The sequence below is a fragment of the Nocardioides sp. genome (genome assembly GCF_041393715.1).
Taxonomy (GTDB): Bacteria; Actinomycetota; Actinomycetes; order Propionibacteriales; family Nocardioidaceae; genus Nocardioides.
In genome coordinates this window covers 237506-250898 of sequence record NZ_JAWKJQ010000002.1, presented here as the reverse complement: position 1 = coordinate 250898, position 13393 = coordinate 237506, and the positions used below count along the sequence as shown (strand labels likewise).

Genomic DNA, 13393 nt, shown 5'->3' with positions numbered 1-13393 from the left:
AACGCTCAGCGCTCACCCAGGCCCGCGAGCGCGCGCTCGGCCGACCCGATGACGGCCGGGATGCCGACGCCGTCGTACGCCGCCCCGCAGACCGCGAGACCCGGGACCGACGCCACGGACTCCCGGACCCGGGCGATGCGGTCGAGATGTCCGAGGGCGTACTGCGGCAGGCCGCCGCCCCAGCGTTGCACGTGGACGTCGACCGGCGTCGCACGCAGGCCGACCGCTTCGGCGAGCTCGGCCAGCGAGACCCGGACCAGCTCCTCGTCGGGCACCTGCAGGGTGGCCTCCTCGCGGTGTCTGCCGAGGGAGGTGCGCAGGAAGAGCAGGTCGGCACCGCTCGGCCCCCGGCCCACCCCCGCGGCCCGGGTCCAGGCCCACTTCGCGAAGGAGAACGTGGACGCCTTGATCGCCCGCCCCTCCGAGGGCGGCACCAGGAACCCCGAGCCGGGGAGCTCATCCACCTGCGCCGCGCTGAACGCGAACGTCACGACCGCCACCGACGCGGACTCGACCGCCGCCAGCTCCCGAGCGGCCTCGGGCGCCAGGTCGGCCAGCAGCCGCGCGGTCGGTGCGGCCGGCGTCGCCAGGACCACCTGGTCGGCAGTCACGGTCTCGGGGTCGGCCGCCGAGCCGACGGTGAGACGGAAACGGCCGTCCGCACGGGCCAGCTCGCGAACCACCGCGCCGGTGCGCACCTCGAACCCGCCGGCGGCCACGACGGCGTCGGGGAGCAACCCCATGCCACCGGGGATGCCGGCGAAGACCGGGGCGTCGTAGGTCGTCGGGATCGAGGCCGCGTGCTCGAGCACCGAGCCCCGGGTGGCGTAGTCGACCAGCTGCGGCAGGGCGGCGCGCGCCGAGATCAGGTCGGCATGGCCGGCGTAGACGCCGCCGAGCAGCGGCTCGACGAGCAGATCGACCACGGCGCGTCCGAAGCGCTCCTCGACCAGCTCCCCCACCGAGACGTCGCCCTCGACGACCGACGCCGGCAGGTCCGGCTCGGCGCGGATCCGGGCCACGTCGTCGGCCCTGAGCGGCCCGAAGCCGCCGAGAGCGTCGGGGTCGAGCGGCACTCCCATCAGGGTGCGCGGCAGGCGGTGCAGGCCCCCGGCGGCCCAGACGTTGCTCTCGGCGACGGCCGGGTGCACGACCTCGAGCCCGACGGCCCGGGCCAGGTCGACCCCCTCCGGGCGTCGGTTGAGCATCGCCTCGGCGCCGACGTCGACCGGTACGCCGGCCACCTCCGCCAGCCGCAGCTTGCCCCCGACCCGGTCGATGGCCTCGAGGAGCAGCACCTCGCGGGACCCGTCGCGCGCTGCGGCGTACGCCGTGGCGAGGCCGGCGATGCCACCACCGACGACCACCAGCCGTGGCCGCCCGGAGACCTGCCCGGGCTCCGGTCCAGACGTCACTCCCCCAGCCTGCCAGCCACCGGGAACCGAACCGACCCCGCCCTCGTCGGACCCCCATGAGCACCGAGCCCGCGACCTCCGTGACCACCGACCGCCCGCCGGTCGCCGACCCCACCGTCCCCGGGGCCTCCGCCGGGCCCCGCCGCCGCCTCTCGTGGCGTCTCGTGGCCGGCGCAGTCGCCGCGATGGCGGTGCTGGCCGTCGCCTCGTGCGCCGCGGGGAGCAACGACAGCGCCAGCAGCGGCGACGCCGGTGGCAGCACGGCGGAGGCCGCGATGCCCGCAGATGAGCCCGCCGACGGCCTGGACTTCAGCGCCGCCTCGGAGGCGGACGCCAACAGCGCCGGCGGCTCCGCCCGCGACCTCGCCGCGACGTCGGACGTCAAGCAGGCGAACGCACCGACCGCGGTCACCCAGCGCGCGGTGATCTCGACCGGCAACGTCGCCCTGCACGCCGACGACGTCGCCGAGCTGCGCTTCGATGTCCGCCAGGTGGTCGACGAGCACCAGGGTCAGATCACCGACGAGCAGACCGAGAGCGACAGCGACGGCCTGGTCTCCCGGTCGCGACTCGTGGTGCGGGTGCCGGCGAAGGAGTTCGACGACACGATGAACGCGCTCGAGGACGTCGGCGACGTCGACTCCTCGAAGCGCACCTCGGAGGACGTCACCATCCAGGTCATCGACACCGACGTCCGGGTCCGCGCCCAGGAGGCCAGCCTGCGGCGGATCGAGGCCCTGCTCGCCCGGGCCCAGAACCTCCGCGACATCGTCGCCATCGAGTCCCAGCTCACCCGACGGCAGGCCGACCTCGACTCGCTCAAGCAGCAGCAGGCCTGGCTCGCCGACCAGACGTCCATGAGCACGATCACCGTCCAGCTGCGGCACACCCCGAAGGCAGCGGCCAAGCCGAAGGCCGAGGAGCACGGCTTCCTCGCCGGTTTGGCCGCCGGCTGGGACGGCCTCAAGAGCGCCACCACGGGCACCCTCACGGTGGTCGGGGCGTTGCTGCCCTTCGCGATCGTGCTGCTGGTGCTCGGCCTGCCGCTGTGGGCGGTCGGCCGCCGCCTGCAGCGCCGGCGGCAGCCGGGCGGCGCGGTCGACGGCGAGCCGGCGATCTGAGCCACGGCTCCCGGGCGGAGGGGCCGTGCTGCCGGTGCCCTAGGGTCGGACGGTGACCACGCTTCCGGAGAACGCCCGGCTCGCCGTCCTGATCGACGCCGACAACACCTCGCCCAAGCGGGCCGACGCCATCCTCGACGAGGTCACCCGGCTCGGGACGGCGACGGTTCGGCGGGCCTACGCCGACTGGACCAACGAGCGGTCCGGCGGCTGGCGCCGCCAGCTCAACCGGCACGCGATCCAGCCGATCCAGCAGTTCGCCTACACCACCGGCAAGAACTCCACCGACTTCGCGCTGGTGATCGACGCGATGGACCTGCTCTACGCCGGCAACCTGGACGGCTTCGTGATCGTGTCCAGCGACAGCGACTTCACCAGGCTCGCGACCAGGCTCCGCGAGTCGGGCACGCAGGTGGTCGGGATGGGCGAGCGCAAGACGCCGGCGGCGTTCGTCACCGCCTGCGACCGCTACATCTACCTCGACCTGCTGCGCGAGCCGAAGGACGAGCCCGAGGAGGCGACCGCCGAGGAGGCCACCACGAAGCCGCCGCCGCTGCGCCGCATCCTGACCGCGGCGATCGACGACACCAGCCAGGACGACTCCTGGTCCTCGCTGAGCGCGGTCGGCAACCAGCTGCAGAAGAGCCACCCCTCGTTCGACGTCCGCGACTACGACCACACCAAGCTGAGCAACCTGGTCAAGGCGCAGAGCTACGTCGAGGTGGGCGAGTCGGGGTCGGGGACCCTGAGGGTGCGCCTCAAGCAGGCCGGCCAACAGGCTGCCAAGAAGAAGTCGCCGGCCCGCAAGCGCACCACCAAGGCGGCCGCCGCGCCGGTCGACGACACCCCGCCGGCGCAGAGCCCGGCCGAGCCGGCCGAGCCGGCCAAGCCGAAGGTCACCCAGCGGACCCGTAGCTCTGCACGAACTCGGTGAGCCTGGCCAGCTGGTCGGGGTCGGTCGACGGGATCACTCCGTGCCCGAGGTTGAAGATGTGCCCGCGGGCCGCGCGGCCGGCCTCGATCACCTGAGCAGCGCGCGCGGTCATCACCTCGGTGGGCGCGAAGACCAGCGTCGGGTCGAGGTTGCCCTGCACCGCCCGGTCACCGACCAGAGGCACCGCCCGGTCCAGCGGCGTCCGCCAGTCGACGCCGACCACGTCGGCGCCTGCCTCGGCCATGTCGGTGAGCAGGTTGGCGGTGCCGACCCCGAAGTGGATCCGCGGCACGCCCAGGGCCCCCGCCCGCTCCAGGACGGCCGCGGAGTGGGGCAGGACCTGCGCGCGGTAGTCCTCCGGGGTGAGCGCCCCCGCCCAGGAGTCGAACAGCTGGACGGCGGAGGCGCCGGCCGCGACCTGCACCTCCAGGTAGGTCGCGGCGGTCCGCGCGATCTTGGCGAGCAGCGCGGCGAACACGTCGGGCGCGCCGAACATCATCGCCTTGGTGGCGGCGTGCTCCTTCGACGGCCCGCCCTCGACGAGATACGAGGCCACCGTGAAGGGCGCTCCGGCGAACCCGATCAGCGGCGTCGCGCCGAGCTCGCCGACCAGCGCCCGGACCGCCTCGGCGATGAACGGCACCTGGCCGGGGTCGAGCTCGGGCAGCGCCTCGACGTCGGCCATCGTGCGCACCGGCGAGGCGACGACGGGACCGATGCCCGGCTTGATGTCCAGGTCGACGCCGGCGGCCTTGAGCGGCAGCACGATGTCGGAGAAGAAGATCGCCGCGTCGACGCCGTACCTGCGAACCGGTTGCAGGGTGATCTCCACGACCAGCTCGGGATCCATGCACGACTCGAGCATGCCCACGCCGGCGCGGACCCGGCGGTACTCCGGCAGCGAGCGGCCGGCCTGCCGCATGAACCAGACCGGCGTGTGGTCGGGTCGCTCGCCGCGTGCGGCCCGCAGAAACGCGCTCTCCCGGAGCGGGTCCCTCGCCGCTGCGTCGCCTGGTTGCTCGGGCATGGCGCGATCCTCGCAGGTCAGGCGGCGTGTTGGCACATCGCCGACGTGACCGGAGACCGTACTGTGGGCGTCATGGTGGTCGGGCAGGAGTCGCACGGCGCCGCGGCGGAGCCCGCCTCGTTCCGGGAGGCCGTCGCCGGCCTTCACGAGGCCGTGCTGCGCCCGGAGGTCTTCTGTGAGGAGATGCCCGCACCGCAGCGGATCGCCCCCTACGCCGCTGCGCTGAGCGCCGATGTGACCGTGGAGGGCGCCGAGGTCGGCACCGGTCGGCTGATCCTGCTGCATGACCCGGCCGGCAACGACGCCTGGCAGGGCACCTTCCGATGCGTCGCCTACGTGCGGGCCGACCTCGACCCCGACCTGATCACCGACCCGATGCTGGCCGAGGTCGGCTGGACCTGGCTGACCGAGGCACTCGAGGCCCACGGTGCGCGGCACGCCGCCGCCTCGGGCACGGTGACCCGGGTGGCCACCGAGAGCTTCGGCTCGATGGCCGACGAGGGTGCCACCGCCCAGATCGAGATCCGTGCCTCCTGGACCCCCGCCGACGGCGCGGGGGAGACCTACGACGTGGTGCCCGAGGTCGGCGCCCACGCCGAGGCGTGGGGTGAGCTGCTGTGCACCGCGGCGGGGCTGCCCCCGGTGCCCGAGGGGATCACCGCGATGCCGAGCCGCCGTGGGCAGCGCGGCACACGCTGATGACCGACGACCCAGCCACGACCGACGAGGAGCAGCAGGAGCCGCCGGCACCCCTGCTCGAGCTGCGCGACGGGCTGCCCGACGTCGTGGAGACGCCGTCGGCACTGCAGGCCGTGGCCGACCGTCTCGGCGCCGCGACCGGGCCGGTGGCCATCGACGCCGAGCGGGCCTCGGGCTACCGCTACACCAACCGCGCCTACCTGATCCAGCTGCGCCGCGAAGGGGCCGGCACGCTGCTGGTCGACCCGGTCGCGGTCGGCGACCTCGCCCCGCTGGCGGAGGCGCTCGACGGCACCGAGTGGATCCTGCACGCCGCCACCCAGGACCTTCCCTGTCTGGCCGACGTGGGCCTGCACCCGGCCAGCCTCTTCGACACCGAGCTCGCTGGGCGTCTGCTCGGCTTCCCTCGCGTGGGGCTGGCCACCCTGGTCGAGGAGGTGCTCGGCTTCCGGCTGCGCAAGGAGCACTCGGCCGTCGACTGGTCGACGCGACCGCTGCCCACTCCCTGGCTGGAGTACGCCGCGCTCGATGTCGAGGTGTTGATCGAGCTGCGGGCCGCCATGGTCGACCAGCTGGCCGCCGCGGACAAGCAGCAGTGGGCAGCCGAGGAGTTCGAGAACCTGCTCGGCTTCGAACCCGCCGTGCGGGCCGAGCCGTGGCGGCGTACCTCCGGAGCCCATCGGGTCCGCGGGCGGCGCGGCCAGGCCGTCGTACGCTCGCTGTGGGAGACGCGCGACCGGATCGCGCGGGAGCGCGACGTCGCGCCGGGCCGGCTGATCCCCGACTCCGCGATCGTGGCCGCGGCGCAGGCGCAACCCACCAGCCCGCAGACCTTGCTCGGCACCTCGGGCTTCCACGGGCGCGGCGCCCGGCGCTACGCCAAGCAGTGGGTCGCCGCGATCGACGAGGCGCGACGACTTCCCGAGAAGGCGCTGCCCGGCCGGGCCCCGCGACCCGACGGCCCGCCGCAGCCGCGCTCCTGGGCCGACAAGGACCCCGTCGCCGCCCGCCGACTGACCCTCGCCCGCGAGGCCGTGACGCAGCTGGCCGAGCGGCGGCGCCTGCCCGTCGAGAACCTGCTCACCCCCGATCACCTGCGGCGGGTGCTCTGGGCCCCGCCGGGCTCCCGCGACCCTCGGGTGCTGGCCGACCGAGTGGCCGACCAGCTGCGCGGCTACGGCGCCCGGCCATGGCAGATCGAGCTCACCACCGAGGCGCTGGCGGGCGCGATCATCGATGCCGACGCACAGCCCGAGCCGGTGCCCGATGCCGGTGACGCGACGCCCTAGGAACCGGAGGCCGACGGGCTGTCCGAGGGAGTGCCGGACGGGCTGTCGGAGGGCGACTCCTCGGGCGGGCTCAGCACGGTCTGGGAGTCCAGGTCGATCTGCTCGGTGAGGCGGTTCATCGTCTCCTCGTCGAGCACCGGCACGGTCACCAGCTGGCGCAGGCTGTCGGCCACCGCGTTCTCGAGGTCGCTCCAGGAGTCGAGCAACGGTGGGATCTCGATCCGCCGGACGCTGGTGCGGAACACCGCGGCGTTGGCGGGCTCGCGCCCGGGCTGGAGGAAGTCGTCGGAGGAGGCGACCTTGACGTTGGCGGGCACGGTGTAGCCCTGGCGCACCACCTGGGCGACGGACTCGTCGGACAGCACGGAGACCAGGAAGTTGGCGGCGGCCGAGACCTCTTCGGTGTCGGCCGACATGCACAGCCCGGTGACGTCGCCGACGGTGGCGGTGCGCTTGATCGACGGCATCGGCATCACGTCGAAGTGCAGGCCGGGCGCCGCGCGCAACCGGGGCACCAGGCTGCGGTAGCCCGCGATCATCCCGAGCTTGCCCTCCTCGAAGAGGGTCGTCGCGTCGGTGCCGGCGAGCTGCTTGGCGGTCGGGGTGACCTGGGCGTCGCGGAGCAGCGGCAGCGTGGTCTCCAGTGCGGAGCGGGTGCTGTCGTCGGAGAAGGCGAGCGAGGTGGGGTCGGCCTTGTCGTCGAACACCTTGCCGCCGCCGGCGTAGATGAAGGGCGAGAGGCCGGCCAGCGTCGAGTCGATGTAGACGCCGCGGGTGTCGCGGCGTGGCCGGGTCGCGAACTCGGCGGCCGCCGTGAACTGGTCGAAGTTCCAGCCGGTGGGCAGCTCGCCCTCCGGCGGCTCCGGGGCGTCCAGGCCGCGCTCGACCATCGTCGGGAAGTCGATCAGGTCGGTGTTGTAGTAGATGACCATCGGGGACACGGCGTACGGGATGCAGGTGAGTGAGTTGTCGACCGCGAAGGCCTCGAGGGCGTCACGGGAGTAGGTGTCGCCGAAGGACACGCCACGCTCGTCGAGCAGTTCGTCGACCGGTCGCAACAGCTTGCCGGCAGTCATCGGCGCGAGGTCGCGCTGGCTGAGCAGGAAGACGTCGGGTGGCCCACCGGCGCGGTAGGCGCGCGCGGCCGCCTCGCTCGAGGAGTAGGACACGACGTCGACGGAGACGTCGTTGGCGGAGGCGTACTGGTCGGCCACCTCGGTGAACGCCGCCACCTCCGCCTCGGGCCCGAAGACGCCGAAGGTCAGCTCGGGCTTCTTGGTCGGCGTCGCGCTGGGGCTGGGCTTGGGCGGCTCCGGGTCGCCGGAGCAGGCGGCCAGACCCGTCAGGAGCGCACCGGCCAGCATCGCCGCCAATGCCCTCCCGAGGCAGCAACGCCGACGCGCCACCAGACTCCCTCTCTCCCAGCTCGACGGTCCCCCCACCGGAGCCCGGCCCTCGCCGCAGCCTAGCGACACCAGCAAGGCGGTGCGCCACCGGATAAGCCGGGTCAGCCCAGGTCGTGGAACCGACGGGCCGCGGCGACGACCTGGCGGAACAGCCGCTCGTCCAGCGCCGCCCCCTCGCGCCGGACGCCACGCGGGTTCAGGAGCAGCAGCCGGTCCAGGCGCACCTCGCTCGGGCGGCGGGCCCGGTCCCAGGCTCCCGTCCCGACGTCCATCCAGTAGCGGCCGTAGCGCGCCTCGTCGGCGGCGTCGTGGTCGTGGTCCTTGCTGGTGAGCATCAGCCCGGCGAACTGGCGGCCCTGACGCCCCAGCAGCAGCACCGGACGGTCCTTGCCCTGCGTCGGATCGTCCTCGAACGGCACCCAGGCCCAGACGACCTCACCCGGGTCGGGACGACCGTCGCGGCGCGGCGCGTAGGCAACGGTGGGCCGAGTGGCCGGGCGGCGACGCAGCCGCAGCCGGTCGAGGAGCCGCACGGTGGCCTCCCGGGGCTGCTGGCGGGTCGAGGTCGAGGAGTACGCCGGACCGGGAGCGCCTCACGGCGCGTGGCCGCTCGCGGCGGCTGATTTTGGGACCCGGGGCTGCCGCGGCCCGGCGTACTCCGACTGTCGAGTCTAGGGGGTCACCCCAGGCCGTGGGTCAATTCGACGTGCCCGGCGCTCTCGAGCTGCTCGGCGAGGGCCAGCACCCGCCCCACGTCGTGGCCGGGACCGGTGGGCTCGGGGCCGTCGGGGGCCAGCACGGCGCGACCCGTCGCGACCACGCGCGCGAAGGCGGCCGCGCGGAACAGCACGTCGGCGAAGTCGCCGGTGACGATGCCGCGCAGCACCTGGTCGATCATCGCCCGCAGCTCGTCGGGGCCGGGTGGGTCGGCGACGCCGGCCACCACGCGGGCGACCGGTGCACCGGAGCGGCCGGCCTCGAACTGGGCGGCCACGCCGGCCGGGTCGGCGTACACCCAGGAGCGCAGCAGGTAGAGCCGCCACAGGCACCCGGCCACGGTGTCGACGGGCGCGCCGGCCCACAGCTCGGCCAGGGTCTCCAGCCCCTCGGTCTCGGCCAGGTGCACCAGCCGCTCGGCCACCGCGGCGTCGGCGGAGTCGTGTGCGCCGCGCACCAGCAGCCGGGCGGCCAGCTCGGCCCGCTCCCGCACCGCGGCCGGGTCGGACCCCTCGTCGGTGACGGCCTCGAAGAACCCGTCGCCCGGCGTCATCGGCCGGTGGTGCTGTCGTCCGCTCACCCGGTCAGCCTAGGTGCCCCGTCCGCACCACATGCCGGAAATGGTCACGCGACATGCGCGATCCGGCGGCGCGACATGCGGGATCCGTCGGCGCGACATGCGGGATCCGGCGGCGCGAGATGGCAACACAAGCCGCCGAGAGAAGAGCACGGGTCGCTCGGCGGCACGAGCCCGACGAGGGGGACGCTCAGCGGACCATTTCCGGCATCTCGGGGGACCATCTCCCGCATCTCGGGGGACCATTTCCCGCATCTCGGGGGACCATTCCCGGCATCTCGGGGGACCATTTCCGGCATCTCGCGGTCAGGGGGAGAGGGCCTTGCGGATCCGCTGGTCGCTGACCGAGCCGTCGGTGCCGAGCTGCTGGGCCCAGAGGGAGACGCGGTACTCCTCCAGCAGCCAGCGGACCCGGCGCAGGTGCTCGGGCGGCGGCTGCCCCTCGGGGAGGGCGGCGACCTGGTGGTCGAAGGCGGCCTGCAGGTCGGCCACCCGGGCGCTCAGGTCGCGGTCGCGGGGCACGTCGTCAGCGAGCCGGGAACGACGCTGCTCGAGCGCGGCGAGGTAGCGGCGGTAGTGGCGCAGCCGCGCCACCCCGACCTCGCCGACGAAGCCGGGATGCACCAGCCGCGCGAGCTGGGCGGCCATCTCGGTGCGCGCGGGGAGCTCGGCCAGCTCGGCGCGGCCGGTGAGCAGCCGGTCGAGCGCACGCCAGCGGGTGAGCACCTCGCCGACCTCCGCCACGGCGAGCGCGAGGCGGTCCGCCCGGTCCGACCGGGCCTCGGCGAGCAGCGACTCGAACGCCGCCTCGGTCCGGACGACGGGGCGCGCGTCGACCAGGTCGAGGACCAGGCCGGCCTCCACGTCGGCGACCAACCCCGCCGCCCCGTCGTACGGCGGCCCGGACAGCGCCAACCGGCCGGCGTTGTCGAGCCCGTCGAGGACCGCGCGCAGCGGGGCGGGCCCGAGTCGGCAGAGCACCAGCCGGCGCACTCCCGCGCGGTGCTGCGCGGCCGCCTCCTTGGCCCCACCGAGCACCGCGAATCCGACTCCGTCGCCCTCGTCGACCAGCGCCGGGAAGGCCACGACCTGGTGCCCGGCCCGGGTCTGCACCAGCTCCTCGGTGACCTCACCGAACGTCCAGGACGTCTGCCCGGTGGCGGTCAGGCCGGCGTCGCCCGCGACCTCGGCCAGCGCGTCGGCGAACTGCGGCCGCAGCGGCTCCTTGAGCTGCTCGAGGTCCTTGCCGCGCGCGGCCTCCCCACCGGACTCGTCGACGACCCGGAAGGTCGGCCGCAGGTGCTCGGGGACCTTGGCCCAGTCCCAGGCCTCACGCGGGACCACCAAGCCCGTCGTCGAGCGCAGGTGCCGCTCGAGGGCCTCCAGGAGCGGCTCCTCCCCCGCGGGCACCTCCGCGAGGAAGGACCGCGCGGTGTTGGGCGCCGGCACGAAGTGGACCCGCAGCTGCTTGGGCAGCGACCGGATCAGCCCGGTGACCAGCTCCTCGCGAAGCCCCGGAACCAGCCACGAGAAGTCCTCGTCGGAGACCCGGTTGAGAGTGCCGACGGGCACGTCGATGGTGAGCCCGTCGTCCGCCGCCCCGGGCTCGAAGTGGTAGCTGATCGGGAAGGTCAGCCCACCGTCGTCCCACTGCGTCGGGAAGTCGGCCTCGCGCACCGGCTCGGCAGTGTCGTGGGTGAGCATCTCGAGGTCGAAGGTCAGCAGGTCGGGCTGCCGGCGTCGCGCCTGCTTCCACCACTGGTCGAAGTGGGCCCCACTCACGACCTCCTCGCCGACCCGGGCGTCGTAGAAGTCGAACAGGGTGTGCTCGTCGACCACGATGCCGCGTCGGCGCGCGCGGTGCTCGAGCTCCTCCGCCTCCTCCAGCAACCGGCGGTTCTCGGCGTAGAAGCGGTGCTGGGTGCGCCACTCCCCCTGGACCAGCGCGTGCCGGATGAACAGCTCGCGCGACACCTCGCGGTCGACCCTGCCGTAGGTCACCAGCCGGTCGGCCACCAGAGGTACGCCGAAGAGGGTGACCCGCTCGTAGGCCATCACGGCCGCGCGCTTGGCCGACCAGTGCGGCTCGGAGTAGGTCCGCTTCACCAGGTGGGCGCCGAGCCGCTCGGCCCACTCGGGTTGGATCGCCGCGTTCTGCCGGGCCCACAGCCGCGAGGTCTCCACCAGCTCCCCTGCCATCAGGAACGCCGGGTTCTTCCCGCGCAGCGCGCTGCCGGGGAAGATCGCGAAGCGGGTGCCGCGGGCGCCGAGGTACTCCCGCGGGCCGCGCGGACCCTGACGGCCCGGACCCGACGACTCGCGCTCCTGGAGCGCCCCGACGTGCGACAGCAGCCCGGAGAGCAGCGCCTGGTGGATGCCGTCGGCGTCCGGGGTGTCGGCCGGCCTGCCGACCTGGACTCTCATCTCCTTGCAGACCTGGCGCAGCTGGGACTCGAAGTCCTGCCACTCCCGGACCCGGAGGTAGTTGAGGTACTCCCGGCGGCACATCCGCCGGAACGCGCTGGACGACAGCTCCCGTTGCTGGGTGCGGAGGTAGCGCCACAGGTTGAGCCAGGTCAGGAAGTCGGAGGTGTCGTCCTTGAACCGCGCGTGCTGCTGGTCGGCCTGCGCCTGCTGCTCGGCCGGCCGCTCGCGCGGGTCCTGCAGCGACAGCGCCGCCGCGATCACGACCACCTCGCGCACGCAGCCCAGCCGCTCCGCCTCGAGGATCATCCGGCCCAGCCGAGGGTCGATCGGCAGCCGAGCCAGCCGTCGGCCCAGCTGGGTCAGCCGCGGCCCGCGGTCCCCCTCGCGGGCGGGAGCCAGCGCCCCGAGCTCCTCGAGCAGCTGCACACCGGCGGTCACGTGCCTGCGGTCCGGTGGCTCGACGAACGGGAAGCGGGCCAGGTCGCCGAGCCGCAGCGAGGCCATCTGCAGGATCACCGAGGCCAGGTTGGTGCGCAGGATCTCGGGGTCGGTGAACTCGGGCCGACCGTCGAAGTCCTCCTCGGAGTAGAGCCGGATCGCCACGCCGGGCGCCACCCGGCCGCACCGACCCGAACGCTGGCTGGCCGACGCCTGGCTGACCGGCTCGATCGGCAGCCGCTGCACCTTGGTGCGCGCGGAGTAGCGGCTGATCCGGGCCACCCCGGTGTCGACGACGTAGCGGATGCCCGGCACGGTCAGCGACGTCTCCGCGACGTTGGTGGCCAGCACGACACGGCGTCCGCCGTGCGGCTCGAAGACCCGGTGCTGCTCGGCGGCGGAGAGCCGGGAGTAGAGCGGCACCACCTCGAGCGGCTGCCGCGACGGCGTACCTCCCGCCAGGTCGGCCAGCGCGTCGGCGGTGTCGCGGATCTCCCGCTCGCCGGGGAGGAACACGAGTACGTCGCCCGGGGCCTCGCGGCCCAGCTCGGCGACCGCGTCCAGGACCGCCTCGGTCTGGTCACGGACCACGGCCTCGCCCTCGTCGTCGTGCTCGGGCCGCTCGACCAGCGGGCGGTAGCGCACCTCGACGGGGTAGGTACGCCCCGAGACCTCGACCACCGGCGCCGGCCTCCCGGCCCGGTCGGCGAAGTGGGCAGCGAACCGGTCGGGGTCGATCGTCGCCGAGGTGATGACGACCTTGAGGTCGGGGCGTCGCGGCAGCAGCCGCTTGAGATAGCCCAGCAGGAAGTCGATGTTGAGGCTGCGCTCGTGGGCCTCGTCGATGATGATCGTGTCGTAGCGCCGCAGGTCGCGGTCGCGCTGCAGCTCGGCGAGCAGGATGCCGTCGGTCATCACCTTGACCCGGGTGGTCGGCGAGGTCTTGTCGGTGAACCGCACCTGGTAGCCGACCAGGTCGTCCGCACCGCCGAGGCGCCCGCTGCCCAGCCCGTCGCCACCGAGCTCCTCCGCGATCCGCTCGGCCACCGACCGAGCGGCGATCCGCCGCGGCTGGGTGTGCCCGATCAGGCCGGCGGTCCCGCGGCCGAGCTCCAGACAGATCTTCGGCAGCTGGGTGGTCTTGCCCGACCCGGTCTCACCGGCGACCACCACGACCTGGTGGTCGCGGATCGCCGCGGCGAGGTCGTCGCGCCGCTGGCTGACCGGGAGCTCCGCCGGATAGCTGATCGTGCCCGGCGGGATCGGCTCGTGGGTCACCCGCGGTGCCCGGGGCTCACGCCGCTCTCGATCCTCCCGGCGGGGTCTCCTCCTGCGGTCGGCCA

General features: G+C 74.0%; 10 protein-coding genes. 4 read left to right on the top strand and 6 right to left on the bottom strand.

Going from position 1 to position 13393, the window contains the following annotated elements:
- Positions 1 to 5: 5 nt before the first annotated feature.
- The gene (hemG, locus tag R2740_RS04110; protein ID WP_371301423.1) at positions 6 to 1415 is read right to left on the bottom strand and encodes a protoporphyrinogen oxidase; all 1410 of its coding nucleotides are present in this window, start codon (positions 1413 to 1415) and stop codon (positions 6 to 8) included.
- Between the two features lie 56 nt (positions 1416 to 1471).
- Between hemG and R2740_RS04105 the strand changes: the two genes are divergently transcribed.
- Both R2740_RS04105 and R2740_RS04100 read left to right on the top strand, forming a co-directional pair.
- Positions 1472 to 2536 (top strand): DUF4349 domain-containing protein, encoded by a 1065-nt coding sequence (locus R2740_RS04105; RefSeq protein WP_371301422.1) that lies wholly within the window; start codon positions 1472 to 1474, stop codon positions 2534 to 2536.
- A 52-nt stretch (positions 2537 to 2588) separates the two neighbouring features.
- Positions 2589 to 3470: an NYN domain-containing protein gene (locus tag R2740_RS04100; protein ID WP_371301421.1), complete on the top strand. Its 882-nt coding sequence runs from the start codon at positions 2589 to 2591 to the stop codon at positions 3468 to 3470.
- On the opposite strand, the gene hemE is transcribed toward R2740_RS04100, so the two are convergent.
- Complete coding sequence (gene hemE, locus R2740_RS04095; protein WP_371301420.1) at positions 3433 to 4497, bottom strand: uroporphyrinogen decarboxylase; 1065 nt, start codon at positions 4495 to 4497, stop codon at positions 3433 to 3435. The genes R2740_RS04100 and hemE overlap by 38 nt on opposite strands.
- A gap of 72 nt (positions 4498 to 4569) precedes the next feature.
- Between hemE and R2740_RS04090 the strand changes: the two genes are divergently transcribed.
- Together R2740_RS04090 and R2740_RS04085 are read left to right on the top strand one after the other, a co-directional pair.
- On the top strand, positions 4570 to 5196 hold the full coding sequence (locus R2740_RS04090) for a DUF3000 domain-containing protein (protein WP_371301419.1): 627 nt from the start codon (positions 4570 to 4572) through the stop codon (positions 5194 to 5196).
- Positions 5196 to 6485, top strand: coding sequence for a ribonuclease D (locus tag R2740_RS04085; protein WP_371301418.1), 1290 nt, complete (start codon positions 5196 to 5198; stop codon positions 6483 to 6485). The genes R2740_RS04090 and R2740_RS04085 overlap by 1 nt, the downstream gene beginning before the upstream one ends.
- On the opposite strand, the gene R2740_RS04080 is transcribed toward R2740_RS04085, so the two are convergent.
- The 4 genes from R2740_RS04080 to hrpA all read right to left on the bottom strand — a co-directional run bounded on the left by R2740_RS04080 (position 6482) and on the right by hrpA (position 13328).
- Entirely contained in the window at positions 6482 to 7849 is a 1368-nt protein-coding gene (locus R2740_RS04080) for an ABC transporter substrate-binding protein (RefSeq protein ID WP_371301417.1), read from the bottom strand. The two genes, R2740_RS04085 and R2740_RS04080, sit on opposite strands and share 4 nt — an antisense overlap.
- Before the next feature lie 143 nt (positions 7850 to 7992).
- Positions 7993 to 8424, bottom strand: a complete 432-nt coding sequence (locus R2740_RS04075; RefSeq protein WP_371301416.1) for a type II toxin-antitoxin system PemK/MazF family toxin — start codon at positions 8422 to 8424, stop codon at positions 7993 to 7995.
- 146 nt (positions 8425 to 8570) lie between these two features.
- Positions 8571 to 9188, bottom strand: coding sequence for a hypothetical protein (locus R2740_RS04070; protein ID WP_371301415.1), 618 nt, complete (start codon positions 9186 to 9188; stop codon positions 8571 to 8573).
- Positions 9189 to 9491: 303 nt separating this feature from the next.
- Positions 9492 to 13328: an ATP-dependent RNA helicase HrpA gene (gene hrpA, locus R2740_RS04065; RefSeq protein WP_371301414.1), complete on the bottom strand. Its 3837-nt coding sequence runs from the start codon at positions 13326 to 13328 to the stop codon at positions 9492 to 9494.
- Positions 13329 to 13393: the final 65 nt, after the last annotated feature.